At 65.6% G+C, this 26,860-nt stretch carries 20 protein-coding genes, 1 tRNA gene and 2 pseudogenes; 10 read left to right on the top strand and 13 right to left on the bottom strand.

All coding sequences use genetic code 11. The annotated features are described in order from the left end of the window. Positions 1–21: 21 nt before the first annotated feature. From HWX22_RS13245 to HWX22_RS13235, 3 genes are read left to right on the top strand one after another with little or no spacing between them, the layout of a single operon-like run. Positions 22–1,518, top strand: a complete 1,497-nt coding sequence (locus HWX22_RS13245) for an efflux transporter outer membrane subunit (RefSeq protein WP_059691811.1) — start codon at positions 22–24, stop codon at positions 1,516–1,518. Between the two features lie 52 nt (positions 1,519–1,570). After that, complete coding sequence (locus tag HWX22_RS13240; RefSeq protein WP_059701462.1) at positions 1,571–2,788, top strand: HlyD family secretion protein; 1,218 nt, start codon at positions 1,571–1,573, stop codon at positions 2,786–2,788. 27 nt (positions 2,789–2,815) lie between these two features. Beyond that, complete coding sequence (locus tag HWX22_RS13235) at positions 2,816–4,375, top strand: DHA2 family efflux MFS transporter permease subunit (RefSeq protein WP_057924316.1); 1,560 nt, start codon at positions 2,816–2,818, stop codon at positions 4,373–4,375. 90 nt (positions 4,376–4,465) lie between these two features. On the opposite strand, the gene truB is transcribed toward HWX22_RS13235, so the two are convergent. From truB to HWX22_RS13190, 9 genes and pseudogenes are all read right to left on the bottom strand, one after another. Continuing rightward, positions 4,466–5,398, bottom strand: a complete 933-nt coding sequence (gene truB, locus HWX22_RS13230; protein ID WP_175908262.1) for a tRNA pseudouridine(55) synthase TruB — start codon at positions 5,396–5,398, stop codon at positions 4,466–4,468. Positions 5,399–5,411: 13 nt separating this feature from the next. Next, positions 5,412–5,810 (bottom strand): 30S ribosome-binding factor RbfA, encoded by a 399-nt coding sequence (gene rbfA, locus HWX22_RS13225; RefSeq protein ID WP_059533054.1) that lies wholly within the window; start codon positions 5,808–5,810, stop codon positions 5,412–5,414. A 112-nt stretch (positions 5,811–5,922) separates the two neighbouring features. Next, positions 5,923–8,844, bottom strand: coding sequence for a translation initiation factor IF-2 (gene infB, locus HWX22_RS13220; protein WP_175915786.1), 2,922 nt, complete (start codon positions 8,842–8,844; stop codon positions 5,923–5,925). A 91-nt stretch (positions 8,845–8,935) separates the two neighbouring features. Beyond that, positions 8,936–10,411: a transcription termination factor NusA gene (gene nusA / locus HWX22_RS13215; RefSeq protein WP_059533060.1), complete on the bottom strand. Its 1,476-nt coding sequence runs from the start codon at positions 10,409–10,411 to the stop codon at positions 8,936–8,938. Beyond that, positions 10,411–10,869 carry a ribosome maturation factor RimP gene (gene rimP, locus HWX22_RS13210; RefSeq protein ID WP_014897219.1) on the bottom strand — a complete coding sequence of 153 codons (459 nt, stop codon included), beginning with the start codon at positions 10,867–10,869 and terminating at the stop codon, positions 10,411–10,413. Before rimP ends, nusA begins: the two co-directional genes overlap by 1 nt. A gap of 417 nt (positions 10,870–11,286) precedes the next feature. After that, positions 11,287–12,990, bottom strand: a complete 1,704-nt coding sequence (gene rluB, locus HWX22_RS13205) for a 23S rRNA pseudouridine(2605) synthase RluB (protein ID WP_175915785.1) — start codon at positions 12,988–12,990, stop codon at positions 11,287–11,289. Between the two features lie 60 nt (positions 12,991–13,050). After that, positions 13,051–14,073 (bottom strand): SMC-Scp complex subunit ScpB, encoded by a 1,023-nt coding sequence (scpB, locus tag HWX22_RS13200; protein WP_059701467.1) that lies wholly within the window; start codon positions 14,071–14,073, stop codon positions 13,051–13,053. A 272-nt stretch (positions 14,074–14,345) separates the two neighbouring features. Beyond that, positions 14,346–15,548 (bottom strand): annotated as a pseudogene (locus tag HWX22_RS13195) (pyridoxal phosphate-dependent aminotransferase). A gap of 64 nt (positions 15,549–15,612) precedes the next feature. Further along, entirely contained in the window at positions 15,613–16,515 is a 903-nt protein-coding gene (locus HWX22_RS13190; protein ID WP_059691817.1) for a LysR family transcriptional regulator, read from the bottom strand. Positions 16,516–16,945: 430 nt separating this feature from the next. Between HWX22_RS13190 and HWX22_RS13185 the strand changes: the two are divergent. Next, positions 16,946–17,332, top strand: a pseudogene (locus HWX22_RS13185) (transposase); the annotation flags it as partial. 210 nt (positions 17,333–17,542) lie between these two features. Beyond that, a complete protein-coding gene (locus HWX22_RS31980) occupies positions 17,543–17,794 on the top strand; it encodes a hypothetical protein (protein ID WP_059533075.1) in 252 nt (83 codons plus the stop codon). Between the two features lie 180 nt (positions 17,795–17,974). Here HWX22_RS31980 and HWX22_RS13175 read toward each other — a convergent pair whose 3' ends face one another. Further along, the gene (locus HWX22_RS13175; protein ID WP_059510817.1) at positions 17,975–18,292 is read right to left on the bottom strand and encodes a hypothetical protein; all 318 of its coding nucleotides are present in this window, start codon (positions 18,290–18,292) and stop codon (positions 17,975–17,977) included. A gap of 157 nt (positions 18,293–18,449) precedes the next feature. Here HWX22_RS13175 and HWX22_RS13170 point away from each other — a divergent pair, with 157 nt between their 5' ends. The 3 genes from HWX22_RS13170 to HWX22_RS13160 all read left to right on the top strand — a co-directional run bounded on the left by HWX22_RS13170 (position 18,450) and on the right by HWX22_RS13160 (position 20,061). After that, entirely contained in the window at positions 18,450–19,166 is a 717-nt protein-coding gene (locus HWX22_RS13170; protein ID WP_059533077.1) for a YdcF family protein, read from the top strand. Positions 19,167–19,388: 222 nt separating this feature from the next. Continuing rightward, positions 19,389–19,667, top strand: a complete 279-nt coding sequence (locus tag HWX22_RS13165; RefSeq protein ID WP_059701473.1) for a hypothetical protein — start codon at positions 19,389–19,391, stop codon at positions 19,665–19,667. Between the two features lie 136 nt (positions 19,668–19,803). Beyond that, a complete protein-coding gene (locus HWX22_RS13160; RefSeq protein WP_059533081.1) occupies positions 19,804–20,061 on the top strand; it encodes a hypothetical protein in 258 nt (85 codons plus the stop codon). A gap of 685 nt (positions 20,062–20,746) precedes the next feature. On the opposite strand, the gene bamC is transcribed toward HWX22_RS13160, so the two are convergent. The 3 genes from bamC to HWX22_RS13145 all read right to left on the bottom strand — a co-directional run bounded on the left by bamC (position 20,747) and on the right by HWX22_RS13145 (position 23,059). Beyond that, positions 20,747–21,955, bottom strand: coding sequence for an outer membrane protein assembly factor BamC (bamC, locus tag HWX22_RS13155; protein WP_059691819.1), 1,209 nt, complete (start codon positions 21,953–21,955; stop codon positions 20,747–20,749). A gap of 141 nt (positions 21,956–22,096) precedes the next feature. After that, positions 22,097–22,173, bottom strand: a tRNA-Pro gene (locus HWX22_RS13150). Between the two features lie 172 nt (positions 22,174–22,345). Further along, a complete protein-coding gene (locus HWX22_RS13145) occupies positions 22,346–23,059 on the bottom strand; it encodes a methyltransferase domain-containing protein (RefSeq protein WP_059818059.1) in 714 nt (237 codons plus the stop codon). Between the two features lie 398 nt (positions 23,060–23,457). Here HWX22_RS13145 and HWX22_RS13140 point away from each other — a divergent pair, with 398 nt between their 5' ends. Both HWX22_RS13140 and HWX22_RS13135 read left to right on the top strand, forming a co-directional pair. Further along, positions 23,458–24,270 carry a tyrosine-protein phosphatase gene (locus tag HWX22_RS13140; protein ID WP_244135224.1) on the top strand — a complete coding sequence of 271 codons (813 nt, stop codon included), beginning with the start codon at positions 23,458–23,460 and terminating at the stop codon, positions 24,268–24,270. Positions 24,271–24,630: 360 nt separating this feature from the next. Next, positions 24,631–26,841 carry a hypothetical protein gene (locus tag HWX22_RS13135; RefSeq protein WP_175915781.1) on the top strand — a complete coding sequence of 737 codons (2,211 nt, stop codon included), beginning with the start codon at positions 24,631–24,633 and terminating at the stop codon, positions 26,839–26,841. Positions 26,842–26,860: the final 19 nt, after the last annotated feature.

The raw sequence follows: 26,860 nt of genomic DNA, 5'->3' as shown, positions 1-26,860 counted from the left end.
TCCGAGTCAGGGAACAGCGCGATGAAATCTTCCCCGTTGTCCGTGCGCGCCGGGTCGTGCCGCGCCGCCGTTGCCGCCGCGGTCGCCGCGCTGGCACTGGCGGGCTGCGCAAACTACATCGGCATCAAGAGCGACAAGCAGATCGCTCCCGCGTCGCAATTCGAAACCGCCCAGAGCCTGCCCGCCCAGGGCGGCCAGTGGCCGGCACTCGACTGGGCGAACCAGTTCGGCGATCCGCAGCTGCCGAAGCTGATCGACGAGGCGCTCCAGGGCAGCCCGTCGATCGCGCAGGCACAGGCGCGCATCGCGAAGGCGTCGTCGTACATCGAATCGTCGCGCTCGAACCTGATGCCGAAGGCCGAAGCCAGCTATTCGTGGACGCGCGAGCTGTATTCGTCGAATGCGCTGTTCCCGCCTCCGTACGGCGGCCAGTGGTATAGCGAGAACAACGCGCTCGCGAGCGCGTCGTGGGATCTCGACCTGTGGGGCAAGAATCGCGAGCGCCTGCATACGGCCGTGTCGCAGGAAAAAGCCGCCGAAGCCGACATGCAGCAGGCGCGCATCACGCTCGCGTCGTCGGTCGCCCGCACCTACAACTCGCTTGCGCAACTGTATGCGCTGCGCGACATCGCGCAGCGCGAGATCACCAACCGTCAGACGGTCGGCAAGATCACCGACGGCCGCGTATCGGCCGGCCTCGACACCAACGTGGAGCGCCAGACCGCGCGGGGCAACATCGCGACGACCCAGGCGTCGCTGTCCGACCTCGACGGCCAGATCACGACCGTGCGCTACCAACTCGCCGCGCTGCTCGGCAAGGGGCCGGACCGTGGGCTGCAGATCGCCGCGCCCGTGATGAACCCGACCGGCGAAGTCGCACTGCCCGGCAACCTGCCGGCCGACCTCGTGTCGCGCCGTCCCGACATCGTCGCCGCGCGCTGGCAGGTCGAGGCCGCGATGCACGACGTGAAGGAAGCGAAGGCCGAATTCTTCCCCGACGTCAACCTCGCTGCCGGCTTCGGCTTCGACGCGTTCGGCTGGGGCAAATTCCTGAATTTCGCGAGCCGCCAGGCGCAGTTCGGCCCCGCCATCCACCTGCCGATCTTCGATGCCGGTGCGTTGCGCGCGCAGCTCAAGGGCCGCTATGCAGACTTCGACCTGTCGGTCGCTAACTACAACCAGACGCTCATCAGCGCGCTGAACGACGTCGCGACGCAGGTCGCGTCGATCCGCGCGGTCGATCGCCAGATGGACGACGCGCAGCGTGCGCTCGACGCGTCGACGCGTGCATACGACCTTGCCGTGATCCGCTACAAGGCCGGCCTGTCGCCGCAGCTCCAGGTGCTGACCGCCGACAGCAACCGCCTCGCGTCCGAACAGACGGTGACGAACCTGAAGATGCGCCGGCGCGACATGCAGCTCGCGCTGATCAAGGCGCTCGGCGGCGGGTTCGACGCGACCGGCACGCGGCTCGCCGCGCCCGACGCCGACAAGCAGACAAAACAGGCCGCCAACTGATCCGGCGCCACCACTACGCAGACACTCGAAATAACGGACGGAGAAAATCGCCATGAGCGACCCTCAACAAAACGCCGCCAGCGCACAGGCGCAGAACAACGGGAAGCGCAAACGGATGATGACGCTGCTGATCGCGGTCATCGTGATCGCGGCCATCGCGTACGGTCTGTACTACTTCCTGGTCGCGCGCTTCCATGAAGAGACCGACGACGCGTACGTGAACGGCAACGTCGTGCAGATCACGCCGCAGGTCACGGGTACCGTGATCGCCGTGAAGGCCGACGATACGCAGACGGTCAAGGCCGGCGATCCGCTGGTCGTGCTCGATCCGGCCGACTCGCAGGTCGCGCTGCAGCAGGCCGAGGCCAACCTCGCGCAGACGGTACGCCAGGTGCGCGGCCTGTTCGTCAACGACGACCAGTACCGCGCGCAAGTCGCGCTGCGTCAGTCCGACCTGTCGAAGGCGCAGGACGATCTGCGCCGCCGGATGGCCGTCGCGCAAACGGGCGCCGTATCGCAGGAAGAAATCTCCCACGCGCGCGACGCGGTGCGCGCCGCGCAGGCGTCGGTCGACGCGGCGCAGCAGCAGCTCGCCTCGAACCGCGCACTCACCGCGAACACGACGATCGCATCGCACCCGAACGTGATGGCCGCGGCAGCGAAAGTTCGCGATGCGTACCTCGCGAACGCGCGCAACGTGCTGCCCGCGCCGGTCACCGGCTATGTCGCGAAGCGCTCGGTGCAGGTCGGCCAGCGCGTGTCGCCGGGCAACCCGCTGATGTCGGTCGTGCCGCTGAACGCTGTGTGGGTCGACGCCAACTTCAAGGAAGTTCAGCTCAAGCACATGCGCATCGGCCAGCCGGTCGAATTGACCGCTGACATCTACGGCTCGTCGGCCGTCTACCACGGCAAGGTCGTCGGCTTCTCGGCCGGCACGGGTTCGGCGTTCTCGCTGCTGCCGGCGCAGAATGCGACGGGCAACTGGATCAAGGTCGTGCAGCGCCTGCCGGTGCGTATCGAGATCGATCCGAAGGACCTGGAGAAGCACCCGCTGCGCATCGGCCTGTCGATGCAGGTCGACGTCGACATCAAGGACGAGCGCGGCGACCAGCTGGTCAACGCAAAGAACACAGTCTACGAGACCAGCGTGTTCGCGAAGTACGGCGACGAAGCCGACGCCGAGATCGCGCGCATCATCGCCGAGAATGCCGGCGGCAACGCGCCGGCACCGGCCGCGGCGAAGTCGAACGGCACCGCAAAGATGATGTAACGGCTCCGATTCCGGAAAACTACCGACATGGCACAGGCTCCTGTCTCCCACCCGCCCCTGCAGGGCGGGCAACTCGTGCTCGGAACGATCGCGGTATCGCTCGCGGTGTTCATGAACGTGCTCGACACGTCCATCGCGAACGTCGCGATCCCGACCATCTCGGGCGACCTCGGCGTATCGTCCGACCAGGGTACGTGGGTCATCACGTCGTTCGCCGTCGCGAACGCGATCTCCGTGCCGCTGACCGGCTGGCTGACCGACCGCTTCGGGCAGGTTCGTCTGTTCCTCGCGTCGATCATCCTGTTCGTCATCTCGTCGTGGATGTGCGGGCTGGCGCCGAGCTTGCCGTTCCTGCTCGCGTCGCGCGTGCTCCAGGGCGCGGTCGCCGGGCCGATGATTCCGTTGTCGCAATCGCTGCTGCTGTCGAGCTACCCTCGCGCGAAAGCGCCGATGGCGCTCGCGCTATGGTCGATGACGACGCTGATCGCACCGGTCGCGGGCCCGATCCTCGGCGGCTGGATTTCGGACAACTATTCGTGGCCGTGGATCTTCTACGTGAACATCCCGGTCGGCATTGCCGCCGCGCTGGCCACCTGGTCGATCTATCGCACGCGCGAATCCACGGTGCGTCGCGCGCCGATCGACGGCGTCGGCCTCGCGCTGCTCGTCTTGTGGGTCGGCTCGCTGCAAATCATGCTCGACAAGGGCAAGGATCTCGACTGGTTCGCGTCGACGACGATCATCGCGCTCGCGCTGATCGCGGTCATATCGTTTGCGTTCTTCGTGATCTGGGAGCTGACCGCCGAACATCCGGTCGTCGACTTGTCGCTGTTCCGGATGCGCAACTTCACCGGCGGCACGATCGCCCTCGCGGTCGGCTACGGGCTCTATTTCGGCAACCTCGTGCTGCTGCCGCTGTGGCTGCAGACCCAGATCGGCTACACGGCAACCGATGCAGGCCTCGTGATGGCGCCCGTCGGGCTGTTCGCGATCCTGCTGTCGCCGCTGACCGGCAAGTTCCTGCCGCGCACGGACCCACGCTATATCGCGACCGCCGCATTCCTGACGTTCGCGCTGTGCTTCTGGATGCGCTCGCGCTACACGACCGGCGTCGACGAGTGGTCGCTGACGCTGCCGACGCTCGTGCAAGGCATCGCGATGGCCGGCTTCTTCATCCCGCTCGTGTCGATCACGCTGTCCGGCCTGCCCGGCCACCGCATTCCCGCGGCATCGGGCCTGTCGAACTTCGTGCGGATCATGTGCGGCGGCATCGGCACTTCGATCTTCCAGACCGCGTGGGACCACCGGAACAATTTCCACCACGCGCAACTGGTCGAGCAGACCAACCCGTACAATCCGACGTTCAACCAGGCCGTCACGCAGATGGGCAACCTCGGGCTGACGCAGGATCAGGCGCACGGTCTCATCAACAACATGGCAACGCAGCAGGCCGCGCAACTCGGCGTGAACGACCTGTTCTACATCTCCGCGGCGATCTTCGTGCTGCTGATCGGACTGATCTGGATCACGAAGCCCGAACGCGCGGGCGGCGGCGATGCGGGTGCGGCGGCGTCGGCTGCACACTGAGCACCGCGCTCGAACGCACACGCCAAACAAAAAGCCCGGTCGATTTCGACCGGGCTTTCTTTCATGCCGACGGCGCTTGCGCGCCGCGCATCACGCTGCCGTCACGACGAGGCGCTCAGGTGCGAGCACGCCGTTGGCCTTGCGAGCCACGCCGAGCAGCCGTGCCGCGTCGTACACGCGCACACGCTCGCCCTCCGCCGCGTCGATCGAATCGAGCGCCGACAGCGGCAGACGCTGGCCGTGCAGGAACCGCTTCGCGCAGGCTTCGTCGAGACGCACCAGCGGAAACGTCGACAGCAGCGCGTCGACCGGCTGAAGCCACGCGTCGCGCGCCGCTTCGGCGGCGTCGGACAGCGCGTCGAGCGTCACCGCATGTTCGAGCGTCAGCGCGCCGACGCCCGTGCGACGCAGCATCGTCAGATGCGCGCCGCAGCCGAGCGCTTCGCCGATATCCTCCGCCAGCGTGCGTACATACGTCCCCTTGCTGCAAGTCACCCGAAACGTCACGTCCGGCAGGTCACAGGCCAGCAGATCGAGCGCATGGATCGTCACGTTGCGGCCTTCCCGTTCGACGGTCTGGCCCGCGCGCGCATATTCGTACAGCGGCTTGCCGTCGCGCTTGAGCGCCGAATACATCGGCGGCACCTGCACGATCTCGCCGGTAAAGTGCGCGAGTGCCGCCTCCACCGCCGTCCGGTCGCATTCGACGACGCGCGTGTCGAGCACGTCGCCTTCGGCATCGCCGGTGGTCGTGCGCACGCCGAGACGCATCGTCGCTTCGTAGGTCTTGTCCGCTTCGAGCAAGTCCTGCGAGAACTTCGTCGCCTCGCCGAAGCACAGCGGCAACAGCCCCGAGGCCAGCGGATCGAGCGTGCCGGTATGGCCGGCTTTCTTCGCGAGAAGCAGGCGCTTCGCGCGAATCAGGGCGTCGTTACTCGACAGGCCGACCGGCTTGTCCAGCAGGAGCACGCCGTCCAGCGCGCGCCGCGGCACGCGTGGACGCTGAGGAGCTGCAGTCTTCATGGGGGGCGCGCGCTCACTCGTCCTTCGCGGGCGCGTCGGCTTCGTCGTCGTCCTTCGCGCGCGTCGAGTTGGCTTCCTTGATCAGACGCGACATTTCCACCGCTTTTTCGATCGTCTGGTCGTAATGGAAATGCAGCGTCGGCACCGTATGAATATGCAGGCGCTTGAAGAGCAGGTTGTGCAGGTGACCCGACGCGTGATTCAGCGCTTCCTGCGTCTTGTCCGGATCGCCGGTGAGCGCCGTGAAATAGACTTTCGCGTGCGCATAGTCCGGCGTGAGCTCCACGCTCTGGATGGTCACGATGCCGATGCGCGGGTCCTTGACCTCGCGCATGATGAGTTCGGACAGATCGCGTTGAATCTGGTCTGCAATCTGAACGTTGCGATTGGGGGAAGTACGTTTCCTGGACATGATCGATCCGTGATCCGTTTATCAGGATAAAGCGGCGCGCCGCTGGCACGCCACCATGAAAATGGGCGGGACAGGCCCAAGCCTGCCCCGCCCACGAGCCGATTCGCGACGATTACAGCGTACGTGCGACTTCGGTCACTTCGAAGACTTCGAACTGGTCGCCTTCGATGATGTCGTTGAAGTTCTTCACCGACATACCGCATTCGAAGCCTTGCTTGACTTCCTTCACGTCGTCCTTGAAGCGCTTCAGCGATTCGAGTTCGCCCGTGAAGATCACGACGTTGTTGCGCAGCACGCGAACCGACGACGAGCGCTTGACGATACCGTCGGTGACCATACAGCCGGCAACCGTACCGACCTTCGGCACCTTGAACACCTGACGCACCTCGACCATGCCCGTCACGACTTCGCGCTTCTCCGGCGCCAGCATGCCCGACATCGCGGCCTTCACTTCATCCACTGCGTCGTAGATGATGTTGTAGTAGCGAATATCGATACCGTTCGCTTCGGCCAGCTTGCGCGCCTGTGCATCCGCACGCGTGTTGAAGCCGATGATGACCGCCTTCGATGCCGTCGCGAGGTTGACGTCGTTTTCGCTGATGCCGCCCACCGCGCTGTGCACGATCTGCACGCGCACTTCGTCGGTCGACAGCTTGAGCAGCGACTGCACGAGTGCTTCCTGCGAGCCCTGCACGTCCGCCTTGATGATGAGCGGCAGGTTCTGCACTTCGCCTTCGCCCATCTGCTCGAGCATGCTTTCCAGCTTCGCGGCCTGCTGCTTCGCCAGCTTGACGTCGCGGAACTTGCCCTGACGGAACAGCGCGATTTCGCGCGCCTTGCGCTCGTCCGGCAGCACGATCACTTCCTCGCCCGCACCCGGCACTTCCGACAGACCCTGGATTTCGACCGGGATCGACGGGCCGGCTTCCTTCGTCGGCTTGCCGTTCTCGTCGAGCATCGCACGCACGCGGCCATAAGCCGTGCCTGCCAGCACGATGTCGCCGCGGTTCAGCGTACCGGACTGCACCAGGATCGTCGCGACCGGGCCCTTGCCCTTGTCCAGCTTCGCTTCGATCACGATGCCCTTGGCCGGCGCCTCGACCGGTGCCTTCAGTTCCAGCACTTCTGCCTGAAGCAGCACGTTCTCGAGCAGGTCGTCGATACCGGCACCCGTCTTCGCCGACACCGGCACGAACGGCGAATCGCCACCGTATTCTTCCGGCACGACGCCTTCCGCGACCAGTTCCTGCTTGACGCGGTCCGGGTTCGCTTCCGGCTTGTCGATCTTGTTGATCGCCACGACGATCGGCACGCCACCCGCCTTCGCGTGAGCGATGGCTTCCTTCGTCTGCGGCATCACGCCGTCGTCCGCAGCCACCACCAGCACGACGATGTCGGTCGCCTTCGCGCCGCGTGCACGCATTGCCGTGAACGCCTCGTGACCCGGCGTATCGAGGAACGTGATGACACCGCGCGGCGTTTCGACGTGGTATGCGCCGATGTGCTGCGTAATGCCGCCCGCTTCGCCCGCTGCAACCTTCGCGCGGCGGATGTGGTCGAGCAGCGAGGTCTTGCCGTGGTCGACGTGACCCATCACGGTGACGACCGGCGGACGCGGCAGTTGCTCCGCATCGGTACCGGTCTCGCCTTCGACCAGCAGTGCTTCCGGATCGTCCAGCTTCGCGGCAACCGCACGGTGGCCCAGTTCCTCGACGACGATCATCGCCGTTTCCTGGTCCAGCACCTGGTTGATCGTGACCATCTGGCCCATCTTCATCATCACCTTGATGACTTCGGAGGCCTTGATCGACATCTTGTGCGCGAGATCGGCAACCGAGATGGTTTCCGGCACGTGCACTTCACGCACGATCGGCTCGGTCGGCGCCTGGAACGTCGATGCGCTGTCCTGGTGACGGCCGCGCCCCTTCGGGCCGCCGCGCCAACCGCGGTCGACACCGCCGCTCGAATCGCCGCGCGTCTTGATGCCGCGGCGCTTGGCCGCGTCGTCCTGCCAGCCGCCCTTGCCGCCACCCGGCTTCTTGTTGCGGTCGCCCGCGCCTGCCGGCGCCTGCGTCGTCGCCGGCGCTGCGCCGGCCGGCTTCTTCACGGCCGGACGTGCCTGCGCGCCTGCGCCTGCCGGCTTGGCCGGCTTGTGCAGCGTGCCCTTCGCTTCGGCCGGCTTCGGCGGTTCCACCGGCTTCGGCGGCTCGACTGCCTTGACCACGGCCTTGCGCGGCGTGTTCATCATTTCGCGGATCGCGCGCGCCTCGGCTTCTGCCGCCGCGCGACGCTTGCTGATCTCTTCCTGCTCGGCCCGCGCCTTGTCGGCCGCCTCGCGGGCAGCGTCCTCGGCCTTCTTCGCCGCTTCACGCTGGGCCGCACGTTCGGCGGCCGCGCGCGCTTCGTCCTGCGCGGACTGCGCACCGGCTGCTTCCTGCTGGGCTTCGGCGGCCTGCTGGGCAGCAGCCTGCTGTGCCGCTGCGGCTTCGGCAGCGGCGCGCTTCACCGCTGCTTCTTCCTCGGCACGACGGCGCTCGGCTTCGGCCGCTTCCTCGCGGGCACGGCGCTCGGCTTCCTCGCGCTCGAGGCGTTCCTGACGCTCGCGCAGTTCCTGCGCCTGCTTTTCGAGCAGCTCGGCCTCGCGGCGCGCTTCTTCCTCGCGACGCTTCAGATCCGCATCGTCATCCGCTTCGGCAACCTGCGCCTGACCCTGTTCCGCACCCTCGGCCACGTCGTCGCGCTTGACGAACGTACGCTTCTTGCGGACCTCGACCTGAATGGTGCGAGCCTTGCCCGTCGCGTCAGACTGCTTGATCTCCGACGTATGCTTGCGGGTCAGCGTGATCTTGCGCTTGTCGCCGTCGGTTGCGCCGTGCGACTTGCGCAAATGATCGAGCAGACGCGCCTTGTCCGCCTCGGACAGCGCATCGTCTTCACTCGCTTTCTGGACGCCCGCTGCCTGCAGCTGTTCGAGCAGCACACCAGCAGGCATTTTCAGTTCCGCGGCAAATTGGGCTACGTTGTTACTCGCCATTCATTCCTCTTAGTGCAAGGACCGATTCCTTGCGGTTAGCATCGGGTCAGGCCATACGGCCGCCATCAAATCAGTGCGCCATGGTCATTTCTCACTGGAACCAGTGTTCACGTGCTTTCATGATCAACGCCTTAGCGGCATCCTCTTCCATCCCGGTCATGTCGACCAGTTCATCCACAGCCAGCTCGGCGAGATCGTCGCGCGTCTGCATGCCGTGTTCGGCCAGCTTCGCGAGCAACTCCGGCGTGACGCCGTCGAGGCCCTTCAAATCCAGCGCTGCGTTTTCGACCTTTTCTTCGTTCGCGATCGCCATCGTCAACAGTGCGTCGCGTGCGCGGTTGCGCAGCTCGTGCACGGTGTCCTCGTCGAACGCCTCGATTTCGAGCATTTCGTTGAGCGGCACGTAAGCGATCTCTTCGAGGCTCGTGAAGCCTTCGTCGATCAGGATGTCGGCAACTTCTTCGTCAACGTCGAGACGCGCCATGAACAGCGAACGCAGTCGATCGCGCTCTTCACCCTGCTTCAGGGCGGATTCGTCCGGCGTCATGATGTTGATCTGCCAGCCGGTCAGCTCGCCGGCAAGGCGAACGTTCTGACCGCTGCGGCCGATCGCGACAGCCAGCTCGTTTTCGTCGACGACGACGTCCATCGAGTGCTTTTCTTCATCGACGACGATCGACTGGACGGCTGCCGGCGCGAGCGCGCCGATCACGAACTGGGCGGGATCCTCGGACCATAGCACGATGTCGATGTTTTCGCCACCGAGCTCGTTGCGCACGGCCTGCACGCGCGAACCGCGGATGCCGACGCAGGTGCCGATCGGATCGATCCGCTTGTCGTAGGCGATCACGCCGATCTTCGCGCGCACGCCCGGATCGCGAGCGGCTGCCTTGATCTCGAGCAGGCCCTGCTCGATTTCCGGCACTTCCATCTCGAACAACTTCATCAGGAACTCGGGCGCGGTGCGCGAGAGTTCGATCTGCGGGCCGCGCGCGGTGCGGTCGACCTTCGCGATGTATGCACGCACGCGGTCACCCACGCGCAGATTTTCCTTCGGGATCAGCTGGTCGCGGCGCAGCAGCGCTTCGACACGGCCCGATTCGACGATGAAGTTGCCCTTGTCGAGGCGCTTCACCGTGCCCGTCATGATCTTTTCGCCGCGCTCGAGGTAATCGTTCAGGATCTGCTCGCGCTCGGCATCGCGCACCTTCTGCAGAATCACCTGCTTGGCGGCTTGTGCGCCGATACGGCCGAACTCGATCGACGGCACCGGCTCCTCGATGAATTCGCCGACTTCGACGTCGGGGTTCTGCTCACGCGCTTCGAACAGCAGGATCTCGCGATCCGGCTCCTGCAAGCCTGCCTCGTCGGGCACGACGAGCCAGCGACGGAAGGTTTCGTGCTCGCCGCTTTCGCGATCGATATGGACGCGGATTTCGGCGCCTTCGTCGAACAGCTTCTTGGAAGCGGACGCGAGCGCAGCCTCGAGGGCGCCCAGCACCACATCCTTGTCGACGTTTTTCTCGCGCGCCAGCGCATCCACCAGCATCAACACTTCGCGACTCATTATTTGCGGCTCCTAAAGTCAACTTGCGGAATCAGGCGGGCTTTGTCGATATCGGCCAGCGTGAAATCCAGCATGGCTGCCTCGCCCTTCTTCCTCTCAAATTCCAAACCGATCGTTTCGCCATTCGGCGCGTGCAGAATGCCCCGGTACGTCTTGCGCCCGTCCAGCGGCTTTTTCAAGGTCACGGAAACTTCGCTGCCGGCGAAGCGCTCGAAGTCGGCCAGCTTCTTCAACGGGCGGTCGAGCCCCGGGGACGAGACTTCGAGCCGTTCGTAATCGATGTTTTCGACCGTCAAGACGTGCTGGAGCTGACGCGTGACCTTTTCGCAATCTTCGAGCGAGATGCCGGCAGGCTGATCGATATAGATGCAAAGCATGCCGCGCCCGGTGCGCTCGAGATCCACCAGCTCGTAGCCGAGCCCGGTGACCGTGGTTTCTATCAGTTCCGTCAGTTGCACAGTGTCCTCTCAGGTGTTCGCGCCCGCCGCTCGCGATTCACCCGCGGGCGCGCGCCTTAGCCGGCGCAGGAAGTGCTACCCGAGATGCCTAACCGTTTCAGCAAAAAAAAATGGGCGGAACGCCCATCTTCTTACTGGTGGTCGCACCTGAGCCGCACATTGAATCCGTACGCCCAGCGACTCCGCGATTATAGCGATTTTTGGCGCAAACGCCAAGCCAGCCGGTAAAAGCAGCGTCCAGCCCGCCTTTACCGACCAAAAATGCGAAACCGGACTGTCCGACCAGGCGGCACAATCCGGCAGCGCGTATATATACAGTCAAAAGCAAACCACGCAACGCGAGGTGCCGACGCAACCCGACTCGCGTCGATATTGTCGGCACACCGGCGGCGTCACGCCGCCGACCGCCGGAAACGCTCAGCGACCGCGTGAGCGATTACGCTGCGGACGCTGGCCGCCGCGCGTACCACCGCCACCGTTGCCGGCGCCTTCGGCGCGATTGCCGTTCGGATTGCGGTTGCCGCCCTTGCCGCCGCCGCGCTTGCCGCCCACGCCTTCACGCTTGGGGCCGGCGCCATACGACGCACGATTGCCATCGACATCGCGACCGCCACCCGAGCGGTTGCCGTAGCCCGACGGCGAAACCGGCAGGCTGCCGTAGCCGCTCAGGCCAGGCAAGCCCGGGGCGCCACGTCGACCACCACCGCGACGCGGCTGATCGAGCTGACCATGCGTCGTCAGCACCGGCTCGCGGCCGATGAAGCCCATCGACGTCTGCATCGGATCCGGCTGGCGCCGCTCAGCCTGCCCGCCACCACCGCGCTTGCCCTTTTCCTCGGACGGCGCCTTGAGGCCGACGGTCGCCATCAGCTTGCGCACCTGCGCTTCGTCGAGCTCCTCCCAACGACCGCGCTTCAGGCCGCGCGGCAGCGGAATCGGACCGTGACGCGTACGGATCAGGCGGCTCACCATCAGGCCGGCCGCCTCGAACATCCGGCGCACTTCGCGGTTGCGGCCTTCGGCCAGCGCGACGTGATACCAATGGTTCGTGCCTTCGCCGCCGCCGTCGCGGATGCGCAGGAAGTTCGCCGGGCCGTCATCGAGTTCGACGCCGTGCAGCAGCTTCTGCCGCATCCCTTCGGACAGTTCGCCGACGACGCGCACCGCATACTCGCGCTCGACGCTGTAGCGCGGATGCATGAAACGGTTTGCGAGATCGCCCGACGTCGTGAGCATCAGCAGACCTTCGGTGTTGAAGTCGAGACGACCCACCGCGAGCCATTTCGCCGTCTTCATCGGCGGCAGGCGATCGAACACCGACGGACGACCCTCCGGGTCCGCGTGACTGACGATCTCGCCCGTCGGCTTGTGGTACAGCAGCACGCGCGGCGGCTTGTTCGGCAGCTTGCGCTTGACCGGCTTGCCGTTGATGCGGACCTGGTCGGTCGGCATGATGCGCTGGCCGATGTGCGCGGGCTCACCGTTCACCGACACGCGGCCGGCGACGATCAGTTCTTCCATTTCACGGCGCGAGCCCATGCCGGCTTCCGCCAGCACCTTGTGGAGCTTCGGCGCGTCGTCGTCCGGCGACAGCACGCGCTTGTTCGTCGGCTGGCTGCGACCGCGACGCAGCATCGGCGCACGTACGCCGCTGCCGCCGGCCGAATTGTCCGCATCGAACGCCGGCGACGTCACATAGGCGAACAGGTCGTCCTGCGACGCCGCGTCGCCGTCGGCCTTCGCTGCGCCGCCCTCGGCCTTCGCCGAACCGCCGCGCCGCGCCTGGCCGCCTTGCCCGCCCTGGGCACCCTTGGCCGCACCTTCGCGCTTGCCGGCCGGCTTGCGACCGCCCTTGGCCACGCCTTCCTTGCGCGGCGCGCGTGCGGGCTGAGCTTCCGCGACCGGCTGCGCATCCGCGCCTTCGCCGCCCTGCGACTCGCCATCGCCCTTCGACTTGGCCGCCGCACGGCGGCGCGCGATCAGGCTGCGCGGGCCGCGCCGCAGGCCGCGGCGGGGACGCTCGTCACCACCCGCGGCCGGAGCATCCTGCTCCGGCGCATCGTCGGCACGCGCGGCCTGCACGGCAGGCGCGGACGATTCAATATCGTGGATATCAGTCAAAACAACCTCAAAATGTCAGGTCTCGCGCCCGGCTCGGGCGCGGCAAGAAGTCGGCCGCGATCAGGCGCGGCGCTGTTCGGGTTCTGCTTCGTCGTCCGGCAGTGCGTCGGCGCCGATGGGCGCGCTGGCACTGCGTACGGCATCGGCGAGGCTGTCGGACGTATCGTCCAGCAGTTCGCCGTCCGCGGGACGGGAGCGTGAGGCGTCAGCGTGGCCAGGCTCGCCCGGCATGTCGCCGGCCGCTTCCGCTCCGTCTCCGGCAACCGCGTCGGCGGCCGGCTTGCGATCTTCCTCGTTCCCTTCCGCGCGCAGCGGCTCGGGCTGCTCGCCGGCCGGCGCTACTTCGGCGCCGCCCTGTTCCATCTGAACGCGATCAGCTTCCAGCGTATCGCGGTTCGGCATTTCCTGCGACGCCGCACCTTCCGCTGCGGCGTCGCCTGGCAATTCATCCGGCTGCATGTGCGACACGTCGGCCGCCGCTTCGCCGGCTTCCGGCACCGCGTCCGCTACCGGCGCGTCGCCATCGAAGTCCATCGCCTGCTGCGCGAGCAGCGCGGCCTCGATGTTCGCGGCCGGCTCCTCGAGCGCCGGCAGGTCGTCGAGCGCCTTCAGGCCGAGATCGTCGAGGAACTGCTTGGTCGTCGCGTACAGCGCCGGACGCCCCGGCACGTCGCGATGCCCGATCACCTCGATCCAGCCGCGGTCCTCGAGCTGCTTGACCACCTGCGTATTGACCGTGACGCCGCGAATCTCTTCGATGTCGCCGCGCGTGACGGGTTGCCGATACGCGATGATCGCGAGCGTTTCGAGCACCGCGCGCGAATATTTCGGCGGCTTCTCGGGATGCAGCCGGTCCAGATAATGGCGCATCGCCGGCTTGCTCTGAAAGCGCCATCCGGTTGCCAGCGCCACCAGTTCGACACCGCGGCCGGACCAATCCTGTTTCAGATCTTCGAGCAACGTGCGGACCGTGTCAGCCGACACGCCGTCGGCAAAGAGCTTGCGCAAATCGCCGAGTTTCAGCGGTTCTTGCGCGCAGATCAAGGCAGTCTCGAGGACGATCTTCGCCTCTTGGGTATTCATGCAGCTAGGCCAGACCCTGTGGTCAAACGAACCGGATCAACAAACAGACGAAAGGAACGGAAGACGCGCTCGCCCGATTCTGATCGGTCATATTGATGGGAGCACGAACCGGGGGCGGCGAACCAACTTCAAGCCAGGCCCAAACCGGACGGAACAGCACGGCTCAACGACGGAACCGCGTGACTGAGCGCCATCTTACGCAAAATTGCCCGGTGCGTAAAGATGAGCCGAACGGCCCGTCGCCCGCACGCCGCAGCAGCTCCGCCCCCGCTTCAACGCAGGCCCGCGCCGCGCGCGAGGAACGCCCGCAAGCGCTCGACGCCTGCGTCGAGCCGCACCGGATCGCACGCGTAGCACCAGCGCACGAACCCTTCCCCCTCCGGGCCGAACGCGCGCCCCGGCGCCAGCCCAAGCCCGGCCTCGCGCACCAGCGACTTGCAGAATGCGAGACTGTCGTCAGCGCCCGGCAGGCGCAGGAACAGGTACATCGCGCCCGGCGGAGGCGGCACATCGACGCCCGGCAACGTGCGCAGCGCGGCGACCAGGTGGTCGCGCGCGCCACGCAGCGCCGCAACGAACGACTGCACGAACGATTCGCCGTCGCGCAGCGCGACTTCCCCCGCGGCCTGGATGAAACCCGGCGCACACGACGTGTTGTATTCGACCAGCTTCGACAAATCGCCCATGATCGACGCCGGCGCGACCAGCCATCCGAGCCGCCAGCCCGTCATCGCCCAGGCCTTCGAGAACGAATTCACGACGATGACCCGCTCGTCGCGCGACGCAATGTCGAGAAACGACGGCGCGCCGTCCGCGCCGAACGCGAGCCGTTCGTACACCTCGTCGGAGACCACCCAGATGCCGTGACGCCGGCAATGCGCGAGCACGGCCCGCTGGTCGTCGCGGGACATCGTCCAGCCGGTCGGATTGTTCGGCGAGTTCACGAACAGCATTCGCGTGCCGGGCGTCAGCGCCGCGAGCAGCTGGTCGATGTCGAGCCCCCAGCCCTCATCGCCATGGCGGAGCGGCATGCGCTCGACCTGTGCACCGAGAATCTTCGGGATTTCAACGAGGTTCGGCTAGAGCGGCGTGACCGCGACGACGCGATCGCCCGGACCGACCAGCAGCTGCGCGGCCAGCATCAGCGCGCTCACGCCCGAACTCGTCACGGCGATCGCATCGGCCCCGGTCGCGCCGTGACGCGCGCTCACATAGGCCGCAATTGCGTTGCGCAACGATACCGTGCCGAGGTTGTGCGTGTAGAAGGTTGCGCCGTCGCGCAGCGCCGCGGCAGCCGCGTCGCGAATGAATGCCGGCGTCACGCGATCGGATTCGCCGAACCAGAATGGCAGTACGTCGGGCACACCGAAGCCGGCGTTCGCGACTTCCCTGATCAGCGACGGACGCAACGCGCGGACCGCGCTGCGTGCCGTCGGCTCGCCCGTCGCCGGGCCGACATCTGCGGAATACGTCATCGAGAACCGCCACCGAGGAACACGATCCGCGTAGTGTACCGGCGTGCGCGCCGCATCGGCACCCTCAATCGAGGTCTTCCGCCCGCGCCGGCATCTGGCGCACGAGTTCCCAGATCGCCTGCGCGGCCGGCGACAGCGACCGGTCGCGGCGGCGCACCAGCTCGACGGTGCGCTCGGTACGCGGCGTCAGCGGCCGCGCGACCAGCGACGATCCCGCCGGCAGCGGCAGCGACAGCCACGGCTGCACGCTCACGCCGACGCCGGCCTCGACGAGCCCGAATACCGTCGCCGAATGCCCGAGCTCCTGCATGACCGTCGCGTTCACCCGATGGGCTGCCAGCGCGGCGTCGATCAATGGCCGGCTTCCGGACGCATGGTCGAGCAGGACGAGGCGCTCGCCATCGAGCGCCGTCCAGGGCACCTCGGCCCGCGCCGCGAGCGGGTGATCGGCGCGCGCGACCAGGCAGAACGAGTCGGTCATCAACGGTTCGCACACGAGATCGGCAACGGTGAGCGGCCCGATGACGACGCCGAAATCGACCTCGCTCGACTTCACCTTTCGCAGCACGTCGCTCTGCACGTCGTCGCGCAGGCCGAGCGTGACGAACGGAAACTGGCGCTCGCAGGCCGCGACGACGCGCGGCATCAGCCGGCACGCAATCGTCGGGCTCGCCGCGACGATCACGCGCCCGCGCCGCTGCTCGCCGATCTCGCGAATTTCGCGCAGCGTGTCGTCGAGATCGTCGATCAGGCGGGACACACTCGCGATCAGGTTCCCCCCGACGTCGGTCAACTGCACGTCGCGGGTCGTCCGGTCGATCAGCTTCAGTCCGAGCTCGGCCTCGAGTTCGCGCACGCAACGGCTGACCGCAGACTGCGTGAGTCCGATCTCGTCACCCGCGCGACTGAAGCTCCGGAGCCGCGCAACCTCGATGAATACGCGAAGCTGGCGCAGCGTAACGTTCATCCCCTCACCTCATCAATCGTCGATATCGATGCACGATTTTAATGCACGAAATCAGCGTCGATTGACGAATGCCGCACCGGCCGCACATGTTTCGCTGCGGTGCAATATCCACGGAAACGCACGTGGCGCGGGCGAATTGCACAAGATTGGTGATTGTCCTGATTTGCTGACGGGTTATTTTGGCGTCTTATACGCCCCTAGCTGACTTAGCCGTTAGCCCGCTGCCAAGCGGCTCTCAAGGGAATCGCCTCCGACGTGGCACGCATCGTGCTTTACCTGACGCACAGGGCGCAGGTCGAGTCGGACGGAAGGCAGAAACGCCGCTGCCGGTCAACCGGACGCCCCCACCCGGCACTCGACGCTCGAGTGCTTGAAGAGTGCGCGGCGCAGGGCAGCGCACCGGAGTTAGCTTCGCTGAGGTGAGGACATGATGCTGTTCGACGATTTGAGAGATAACGAGTGGGCGCTGGTCGAAGGTCTGTTTTGCTCGGAACCCGCACGCAGTGAACGGCGCGGCCGCCCCCGCGTGGAGGCCCGCTCGGTGGTAAACGCCGTGCTGTGGGTACTGTCGACCGGTGAAGGCTGGTCGAAGCTGCCGGGTCGCTATCCGTCGCCGCCGACCTGCCGCCGTCGCTTCGACGAATGGCAGGCAGACGGGACGCTCGCCGAAATCGTCAAGCGCCTCGGCACAAGCGGCCGCCAGATCTCGCTGCGCGGGCGCATCGGGGCAAGCGCGGCGAAGCCGCCTGCACCGCCGAGCCGCGACCGGTTGCGCGGCGCCTTCTGGACCAATCCGGAATCCTGGCGCGCCCCCGTGAAGATGGCGTAACGCATGCTCGATCGGGCGGCTTAGGCCGCCCGGTTTCTTTCGGCGCCACGCGCTTTGCGCGGCGCCCGCGTCGTCGTCGATTACCGCTGTCGTGCCGCGATACAACTATTTACTATTATTTACAGCAAGCCTGCACTCCCGCGCTTACCTTAGCGTCATATCAACAAGCCACGCCGATGGCTTGAAGGGAGCCCCGCCATGAAAACAATGTCACTGCTCGTCGCATGCGGCATTGTCATTTCGCTGGCGTTGACCGCCCCCGCTCACGCCGACGATCGCGCGAAGCCGCCTCACCGCCAGCAGGATCACCGAAACACCCTTCGCCAGCAACCGCCCGCCACGTCGCTCAATCGACAAACCGTGCCGCGCGGCGATTTGCGCGGCGACATCGCCAGCAACGCACGCGCGCGCATCGGCTCGCAGCCGACAGATCTGCCGCGTCATCCGTAGTCCACAGGATTTCGTCAAAGAAAATTCCCGAATCCGGGAACTGCTCGACATACGACGAGTCACATCCGTTGCCATGAGCACAGCGTGGCAACAGCAAAAGTATCCGGTACGCCCGTATCCTCGCGATACGGGCTTTTTTTTGAATGCCGCCGGCGACGGCGCGAGGTCAGGAGTGCGCCGCTACAGGCGGCTTTCGAGAATCGCCACGGCGCTCGCTTCGCTTAACGCGTAGTCGTCCATACGGCGATCGGTCCAGGAGAGTAATTTCTCGTCGCGCTCGAGGCGCGCGCATTCGGCCCGACCACTATCGGTCAGCACCGCGATGTCGACCGGCGCATGGAAACCCGGCGCGGGGGCAACCGTCTTCTGCCTGACCGTGTCCATCAGCCCCAGCGACCGAAGATACTCGAACACGCCCGGGCGGCGCGCCCACGGTACCTGGCGGTACTGCACTCGTCTCAATGCGTCGAGCACCGCTTCGTTGGAATACGTGGCCATCTCGATTCTTTCTTAAAGTGCAGCGACAATGCGAAGCGGCGCGCCGGGCGGGAGCTCCGCCCGCCGATACCGCCACCGATTCTGGGGGCCGACGTTCGGCGTCGCGTCAGGGCCGGATCGTCAGCCGTCCATAAAAAGACACCATACCCCAATCAAATTGATTCTGTTCGATTCATTTGTACTTCTCTTCATCGGTTTCATGCTCTTCCGCAAGCGGCGGAGACTCATCGCGATCGCGAGCGTCGCGCTGCTCTGGCTGCTCGCGACAGGCTGGCTCACCGCGCCACTCATCGCATGGACCGAGGCGGGCGTGACGCCGGTCGAGCGCCCCGACATGCACGGCCGCACCACACTGATCATCATCGGCATCGGCACACGGCGCAGCGACACCGGCCTGCGGCCGCCGCCCGACGGGGAAGCACGCATCCGTACGACCGCGGCGCTCTATCGCACGTGCCGCGAGCAGGCCACCCGCTGCACCGTGGTGATGTCGGGCGGCGACCCTCAACATCACGGCGAAACCGAGGCGGCGGTCTACGGGCGCCGCCTGATCGCGGAAGGCGTCGCTCCCGGCGACCTCGTTCTCGAGCCGGACAGCCGTACCACCTACGAAAATGCGAAATTCACCGCTTCTATACTACGCTCACAACATGACGACTCGCGCATTCTCGTCGCATCGTCCTACCAGATGCGTCGCGCATTGCTCGATTTCCGCCGCTTCGGCATCGATCCGCAGCCCGTTTATTCCAATCGCCGGCGCGCGCAAACGGGCTGGCTGCCCCGCTGGCACAACCTGGAAGATGCGAATCAGGCATTGCACGAACTGATCGGCATCGCGCAGTTCCACGTCTACCGATGGCTCGGCTGGTTTTGATGGCGACGCGTGCAGCGAAGGCGAAAACGACTGCGCCGCGCGGGATGGCATGCGCATGACGGAATGCAGGAAGTGTTGCGCGACTTCAACGGGGCCTTGCGCTGCACACCGATCCGGTGCACATTGATCCGTCACTTTTGTTACACTCGACACGCACTCGATTGCAGTCGCCAGACAAAACGGCAACATTCGGGTTCATCACCACTTAGCGGAGGTAAAGCAATGAAGAAGACGTCCCTGGCTATTCTGGTCGCGATGTCGGCGCTGACTGGCGCAGCGTATGCGCAAGAGAGCACGCAAATCCAGACCATCACCGACCCGGCCAAGATCGCCGAGATCGAGCAGCGCGCACAGGCACTGCAACAGCAGCAAGCAGCCGAGGCTGCACAGCCGGCGATGCAGGAAGAGCACCACGGCAAGAAGGCTGCTCACCACAAGGCAGCGAAGAAGGCTGGCAAGAAGGCCGCCAAGGCCGCTCCGGCAGACGCTGCCAGCCAGTAAGTTCGGCGGCACCGCACAAGCGAAAAGCCGAATCCGGGCAACCGGGTTCGGCTTTTTTGGTTGCGGCGCCTGCGCGCTGTGCTAAAGTCGCGCACCGAAATTTTCCACCCGTGCGCACCCCGGTGCGGAGGACAGCATGAGCAACATTCAACTCGACATCGAGTGGACCGACGCAGCCACTCGCAAGATCAAGCAACTGATGCCGCGCGGCTCGGACGACGCCTTCCTCGCGCTGCCGCCGATCGAGTGCCTGCCGATGGAGGGCGATGTGATTTTCCTCGGTCCGCAAGGCAAGCAGCAACCGTTTATCGTCGCCGAACGTCAGTATCACCACGACGGCGACGCCGACTGGACGATCATCCTGATTCTCGACGTACCCAGCGCGTCGCACTGACGCGCCGCAGCGGCCGGCAACGTGTCCGGCCGCACCACCCTGCTCACGCGGGCTTCGACAGCACGCGGATCCCGGACCGATCAACTCAGTGCGCGGCGGCACGCGCATGCACAGCCAAAGCCACCTGGCCGTCCCGGCGCTCGGCGAATCGCGCCAGCCCCCAATTCAGAAAAGATTGCGAATCAGCGAATCCAGCACGCGCCGGATCACCATGTGTCGCATTGCGGCCCCACCAAAAAAATTGCCCGCGCTTCAGAAGAAGCGCGGGCGAAACCGTCGCCCTACGAGGATAGGCGACGGGGCCATCGAGATCCGCGCGAGGCGCGGATCGTCATCGGTTACGCCAACGCTCGCAGCGCCGGCGTCTGAGGCGTCGAAACCGTTGATCGGGCGCTCGCGACGCCTGCCCGGTCTCTGACGCCATCCTCCCTGTCCTAACGATTCGCACTTATAAAGCAGTTTGCGTGCCAGGCGCACTTTCGAAAATATGCCATTGATCCATAAGGATATTTTCCGAGGCCACGGTGATGTAACACCCGTTCTTCCGCCGTAACGCGCGAATGTTACGTAACGTCACGACGGAGGGGGGCGAACGTCCCGCACATGCCAGAATCGGCAGACGCGCGCGACCATGAAAAAAGCCCGCCGGAAGGCGGGCTTTTTCGAAGAGCGGGGGGAACCGCGATCAGCGCAGCTGATTCACGAGCAGCCCCATGATCTGCCGGGCCGGGCCCGACGTATCGATCGCACCCGAGTCGTCGACGATTGCCACACGCGTCTGGTCGGGCGTCAGCGCCTTCACGTTGACGCGATACTGCTTCGCCTGTTTTTCCTTCTTGCCGTGGAACAGTTGGCTCCAGAAGCCCTGCTCGGCCGAGCTCAGATCCTTCGGATCGACATAACGCACGAAATACAGCCCCTTCGTGCGATCGCGATCGTCGACCGTGAAGTTCGCGCGATCGAGTGCGAGGCCGACATGCAGCCACGACCGGTCATACGGTTCGCCGAGCGTGACTTCGGACGGCACCGCGGCCGAATCGACGTCGTTCGCTTGCGACGACGTACGCGCGACGTTCTGCGCAGCGATCGCCGCGGCGGCGGCCTTCGATGCGTCGGTATCCGCCTTCTTGTCCTTCGGCACCGTGTTGTCGTTGATGTTCGCGATCGGCGGCTCACCGTTCTTCGCGCGCTGCTCGTTCTGTGCGAGCACCGCCATCAGCCGCTTCAGGTATTCGGTCTCGAGCGCTGGATCGTTGGGTTTCGCTTCCCACTTGCTCGAATCGTTGTTCGCGCCGGTGATCGCCTCGCGCATGCCCTTCTGGCTAATGAACACGTAGGTGCCGCCGTTCGGCGCCGAATCGAGGCGGGTGCGGTACTTGTTGCGCTCAGCCGTCACGTACGAATTGCCCATCGCCTTGGAGATCACGCTGCGGATCAGGCCGTCGTTGATCTGCGGATGGGTTTCGTTCCAGTCGGTTTCCATCACGCCTTTATCGCGCTGGTCGACGACGAGCAGGAAGCCCTGCTCCTGCCAGAAACGGCGAACTTGCGGCCAGATGTCGGCGGGCTTCTTGCCGTCGATCACGAGCCAGCTCTCGGTGCCGTCGCGCTGAATATGCATGCCGGCCACGGCGGGCGCGACGGTGTCCGTCGTGGGCGCCGCGTGCTGGACCTGCTGAAGTGCGGACAGGGAAGTCGCTCCGCCCTGTGGCGGCAGCGAACGCTGATCGGCCGTCTCGTCGAGCATGTTGGGCGGCACTGCGAGCGACGCTTCCTTCGATTTGGAATCGCTCTTGTAGTCCACTTTCGTGGGCGACGACGTACCGCAACCGGCAACGAGCGCGCCGGTGGCGAGCACTGCAGCGAACCGCATGGTAAGACGAAGATCAGTCATGTTCGGGGAATCCTCTTCCGCTAAATCACGGCGCTTTCCGTGGATCAACCTTGCATTTTACCGGGGCCGCGCCGGGATGTGCAAAAAAGCGACCGGCAAGAAAAAACCCGCGTCAGCCTGAACTGACGCGGGTTCTTTGTCTGGTCGGGGCGAGAGGATTTGAACCTCCGACCACCTGCACCCCATGCAGGTACGCTACCAGGCTGCGCTACGCCCCGAAAGAAAAAAATTATAACAGACAGTTGGCCGCTTTAGAACGGGTCGCATGCATTTTGTGCATGTTCCTGCGAAATTTTTTGCGACATGATCCAACGGGGCAAGCCGGCTTCGACACGGGCGGCAACGCGCATCCCGCCATGCCACGGTCCGGCCATGCGATCCGCCCCATGCTCACGGCCGGCGTGCGACACAGATGACCGTGAGGCCCGCCATCCGGTTGAACCGGAACATCGGCAACTCGGCGCGGCAGATCAGCTTGAGCAAACCGTTGACGACCGGACGGTGCCGGCGCAACTGCGACGCCGGTTCGCGCGGTTGCCGACGCACCCGCTCGCTCAGTCGCAATGCCGCCGCGAGCGGGAACGTGAGGCCGAAGTAGTAGGCGCCGCGCTCGACCTCCAGCCCCGCACGACGCGCGACATCCTCGAGACCATCGAGCGTATACCTGCGCTTGTGCTCGAGAAAATCGTCATGCGCGCTCCAGAGGAACTGAAACGCGGGGACCGTGATCAGGAACCGGCTGCCCTTCGGCGCACCCGCCACGTAGCGGGCAAGCAAGCCGACATCGTCGTCGACGTGCTCGAGGACATCCATCAGCAACACGAGATCGGCATCGAACCGATCGACGGCCCGGCGAAAATGGACGGGCTTGCCGGCCGCCTCCCCGTCGGTGTCGTCGGCGTAGCTCGTATCGACACACCATGCTTCCGTCGCCTGCGTGCGCTCGAGCAAATGCTTCGAAAAGAAACCCGAGCCAGCACCGACGTCGAGTATGCGGTTCGCGTCCGACGTGCCCAGAAACCGACGGATCGCGCTCGCCTTCGACGCGTAGTACCAGTGATCGCCTACATCCGCTCCCAATACGTCGAGCTCCTTCAGATCCATGACGCCTCCCCCGTGTCGGCCACCATGCTTTGATCCATCCAGCCACTGACGCCGATCTTACCGCGCCGCCGCCGTCGCACGTACGGCAAGTTGCGCGATTCGCACGGGCAACCTGTGTCGCGCCTTAATCGAAAAGGACGATGGCCGATTCGTCGCGGATCGCTACCGTGCGCTTGCCCGGTGCGAGATCAACGCGCACGGCACATCGTCCGACTGCATGCCGATCGATATGGCACATCTCCGCTTCGCCGCGCTGCGCGGCACGCCGGCGGCGGTTTCGATCGCAACGGCGGTTGCGACATCCCGTCACCGTCTCAGACAAAGGCCAGTGAATGACTCAGAAAAGCGACATTTCCCGTCGACACTTTCTCCGGCTGGGTGCCGGCACGATCGGCATCATGCTGGGAGGCACGCCTCTTCTGTCCGCGTGCGGCGGCGATTCGATCGCGGTCGCCCCCGTCACGACGCCCAGGCTCGGTTCGGCAGCGAACTTTCGTGACACCGGGGGACCGGACGGAACGGGCTATGCCACCGCGAGTGGTGCAGCGATGAAGAAAGGCGCGATCTACCGGTCGTCCGCGCTCGCGCTGTCGGCGGCCGACCTCGCAACGGTCGATACGCTCGGCATCACGCACGTATGCGACCTGCGCACGACCGCGGAGATCCACGCGCAGCCGGATGTGCCGCTGGCCGGCGCCACCTGGCAGAACCTCAACGTGCTCGGCGTCGCCAGTATTGGTGCGCTCCCGACCGACGGTGCGACTGCCACGGCCTTCATGCAAAGCATGTATCGGGCGTTCGTGACGTCGGAAACGGCACGGACGAGTTACCACACGCTATTCGCCGGCTTTGCCGCGTCCGGTGGCAACCTGGTCTTCCACTGCACGGCCGGCAAGGATCGCACCGGCTGGGCGACGGCCATTCTGCACACGATCCTCGATGTCCCACGGCAGACGATCCTCGCCGACTATCTGCTGACCAACGTCTACAGCGCGTCGGAGATCGCCGCTTATGTCGCACAGGCGCGCAAAAGCGGCGGGCAGGATGCGGCCGACATGATGGCCGCGTTGCAGAGCGCGCAAGCGACCTATCTGCAGGCGGCATTCGACCAGGTTGTCGCATCGTACGGCTCGATGACGTCGTACATCGATAACGGCCTGCAGCTGGACCAGACGACGCAGAATGCAATCCGGCGGAGCATGCTGGTCTGATCGGTCGTGCAGGCGGCGAAAGCGGTGGCGCGTCAGCCACTCCCGCCCGCCGCCTGCACCCCGGATCGGACATCGCCTTCATCCGGCATGTCACTCCGCGCCAGCCAACGCCGACGCCGGGTTTGTCGATCCGGCGCAACGCGCGCCGCCCGCCTCGACCGAAAAACCAAACGACCGTTTGATCTTTCCGCCCCGCCGCCGCGAATCCATTGTCCCGTCGCGCGCCGACCGGTCCTGCCCGGACGCCCGCTGTTTGGTTACGCCGCTCTAGCGCGCTATGCCACACTGCACGGCATCGACGTCCGCGCCGCGCAACGGCCGTGCGCCCTCGCCGATCACGACAAGACATGGAGACAGACGATGCGGAATGCGGTCCGGCGCGGCCATCGCACGCCTTTGGCATTTCTCGACTGGATGGCCAGCCCGCGACGCGCGGCCGCGTCGGTTTCACCGGGCACCTCTCGTGCGTTCGGCCTTGGCGCGCTTGCGCTCGCGCTGCTCTGCGCCGGCTGCGCGGAACCGGCCGCGCAGCGCGACGGCAACACGTCTGTCGCATCGACGAAGATTGAGCGCACCAAGGCCGAACGCCTCGCCCGCGAACAGCAGATCGCGCGCACGGTGCCGTCGCTCGCGTCGCTCAGCCTCACTCAGCCGCGCCCGTTCACGCTGCGCGACTCGGGCCAGAACGGTGCGATGACGTTCCTGCGCGACGTCGATTTCCGCATCGTCAACAACCTCGGCTTCTTCATCCATCAACTGTCCGCGACACTCGTGCCGACGCAGGCCGGCGCGCCGATCGTGTTCGACGATCCGACGAGTTTCGAGATCGACGTGCACGAAGGCACGGTCACGCTCGACAACGCGAAGCTGACCGCCCTCTTCAACACATACATCTTCGGTTACCGCAACGCGCCGCTACGCAAGCTCGCCGTGTCGGCAGGCGACGGCGTGATCCATCTGCAGGGCGAGATGCAGCGCGACGGCTGGGTGCCGTTCTCGCTGACCGGCACGCTCACGATCCGCGACGGCAGCCAGCTCGTATTCCACCCGACCGGCGTACTTGTGTCGGGCATCAACGCGCAGCCGGTGATGCGCGCGGCCAACGTGAAGATGGCCGATTTGCTGAAGGTCGAGACGCCGATCGCGCGGCTCGCCGGTGACGACCTCGTGATGTCGGTCGACAAGCTGATGCCGCCGCCGCGGCTGAAGATCAGGATCACCGCGCTGCGCGTGACGCCAGCCGGCCTCGACCTGACGCTCGACGACGGCTCGCACGCCGGCTTCGCGCTGCCCGCGAACGCGCCGCAACAGGCGATGTACATCCGCGGCGGCGACGTGAAGTTCATGCGCTCGATGCCGATGAATGCCGACATCCTGATCGGCCCCGTCGATCCGACCAAGCGTGACCAGCATTTCGTCTTCGACCTGTATCACTATCGCGACCAGGTATCGGCCGGCTATTTCAATTTCGACGAAAGCGGCGCGATGGCGATCCGGATGCCGTCGTACACGGGCCCCGCGAGCGGTGCCGCGCTCGGCAACGCGGCCGCTCGCCTGAACGACAGCTTCCTCGCCGCGCAGCAGGCCGCGTTGCACGACTCGCGCCAGCATTGGGAAGCGTTTGCACTCGCAGCCGGCACGGCGCAGCCCGGCATGCAGAAAGTTGCGATGCGGCGCTCGTCGGCCATCCCGTTCAACGAACGGCACGTGTCGAACCGCAACCCGACGATCCATCTGCACAATGTCGACTTCAACCTGTCCGGCGACATCGGCTTCCACGTCGAGGATCTCGACGTCCAGCTCGTCGCGAAACGGCCGGGCGAACCGGTCGACCTCGACGATCCCAATCAGTACGACATCCGCATCCTCGGCGGCACGGTCGTCGAATCGTGGAAGGCGATGTCGGCGCTCTTCAACAACTACCTGCTCGACTACTCGCCGCGCTCGCTGAACGACCTGCAGTTGAGCGCGGACGATCAGGACCTGCGCGTCCAGGGCGGCATCAAGCTCTGGAATCACGTGCCCGGCGTGTGGCTGCCGACCGACATGAAGGGCTCGCTTTCGGTGCTCGACGACCGGCACCTGGCGTTCCGGCCGTCGCAGGTATCGGTGGTCGGCATCCCGCAGGCGAAGCTGCTTCGCTCGCTCGGCATCGAGCTCGCGTCGTTGACGCCGCTGCAGCGCCGCGGCGCGGAACTGCGCGGCGACACGCTCGTGCTCGACCAGTACACCGTCTTTCCGCCGCCGGTGCTGAACGGCAAGCTCGGCCAGGCCACGGTCGAACGCGACGGACTGCGCCTCACGTTCCGGCGCGTTGCCGACGCACCCATGCCGAAGCGGCCGCAGATCGACGCGCCGAGCTACATGTGGATGGAAGGTGGCGACATGAAGATGTTCAACGTGCTGGAACTGAACGTGCGCGCGTTGATCCGGAACTCGGCCGAGGCAGGCCCGATGCGCTTCGACCTGTACAGCTACCGCAGCCAGGTCGCGCAAGGCTCGGTGCGGATGCTGCCGGACGGCACGCTGGTCGTCGACATGGGCAAGCCGAATCCGCTCGCATCGCGCTGATCCGGGCAGGCACGCGTGC

Source organism: Burkholderia sp. BCC1638 (assembly GCF_902833195.1).
Lineage (GTDB): Bacteria > Pseudomonadota > Gammaproteobacteria > Burkholderiales > Burkholderiaceae > Burkholderia > Burkholderia diffusa.
Note: the sequence above shows the minus strand (reverse complement) of the source record. Positions and strands in the feature narration are given on the sequence as shown.

Excerpts from the sequence above, each read along its gene's own strand:
- HWX22_RS13245 (WP_059691811.1), top strand. The coding sequence starts at position 22 with ATGAAATCTTCCCCGTTGTCCGTGCGCGCCGGGTCGTGCCGCGCCGCC.
- HWX22_RS13240 (WP_059701462.1), top strand. The coding sequence starts at position 1,571 with ATGAGCGACCCTCAACAAAACGCCGCCAGCGCACAGGCGCAGAACAAC.
- HWX22_RS13235 (WP_057924316.1), top strand. The coding sequence starts at position 2,816 with ATGGCACAGGCTCCTGTCTCCCACCCGCCCCTGCAGGGCGGGCAACTC.
- truB (WP_175908262.1), bottom strand. The coding sequence starts at position 5,398 with ATGAAGACTGCAGCTCCTCAGCGTCCACGCGTGCCGCGGCGCGCGCTG.
- rbfA (WP_059533054.1), bottom strand. The coding sequence starts at position 5,810 with ATGTCCAGGAAACGTACTTCCCCCAATCGCAACGTTCAGATTGCAGAC.
- infB (WP_175915786.1), bottom strand. The coding sequence starts at position 8,844 with ATGGCGAGTAACAACGTAGCCCAATTTGCCGCGGAACTGAAAATGCCT.
- nusA (WP_059533060.1), bottom strand. The coding sequence starts at position 10,411 with ATGAGTCGCGAAGTGTTGATGCTGGTGGATGCGCTGGCGCGCGAGAAA.
- scpB (WP_059701467.1), bottom strand. The coding sequence starts at position 14,073 with ATGAATACCCAAGAGGCGAAGATCGTCCTCGAGACTGCCTTGATCTGC.
- HWX22_RS13190 (WP_059691817.1), bottom strand. The coding sequence starts at position 16,515 with ATGAACGTTACGCTGCGCCAGCTTCGCGTATTCATCGAGGTTGCGCGG.
- HWX22_RS31980 (WP_059533075.1), top strand. The coding sequence starts at position 17,543 with ATGAAAACAATGTCACTGCTCGTCGCATGCGGCATTGTCATTTCGCTG.
- HWX22_RS13175 (WP_059510817.1), bottom strand. The coding sequence starts at position 18,292 with ATGGCCACGTATTCCAACGAAGCGGTGCTCGACGCATTGAGACGAGTG.
- HWX22_RS13165 (WP_059701473.1), top strand. The coding sequence starts at position 19,389 with ATGAAGAAGACGTCCCTGGCTATTCTGGTCGCGATGTCGGCGCTGACT.
- HWX22_RS13160 (WP_059533081.1), top strand. The coding sequence starts at position 19,804 with ATGAGCAACATTCAACTCGACATCGAGTGGACCGACGCAGCCACTCGC.
- bamC (WP_059691819.1), bottom strand. The coding sequence starts at position 21,955 with ATGACTGATCTTCGTCTTACCATGCGGTTCGCTGCAGTGCTCGCCACC.
- HWX22_RS13145 (WP_059818059.1), bottom strand. The coding sequence starts at position 23,059 with ATGGATCTGAAGGAGCTCGACGTATTGGGAGCGGATGTAGGCGATCAC.
- HWX22_RS13140 (WP_244135224.1), top strand. The coding sequence starts at position 23,458 with ATGCTGGGAGGCACGCCTCTTCTGTCCGCGTGCGGCGGCGATTCGATC.
- HWX22_RS13135 (WP_175915781.1), top strand. The coding sequence starts at position 24,631 with ATGCGGAATGCGGTCCGGCGCGGCCATCGCACGCCTTTGGCATTTCTC.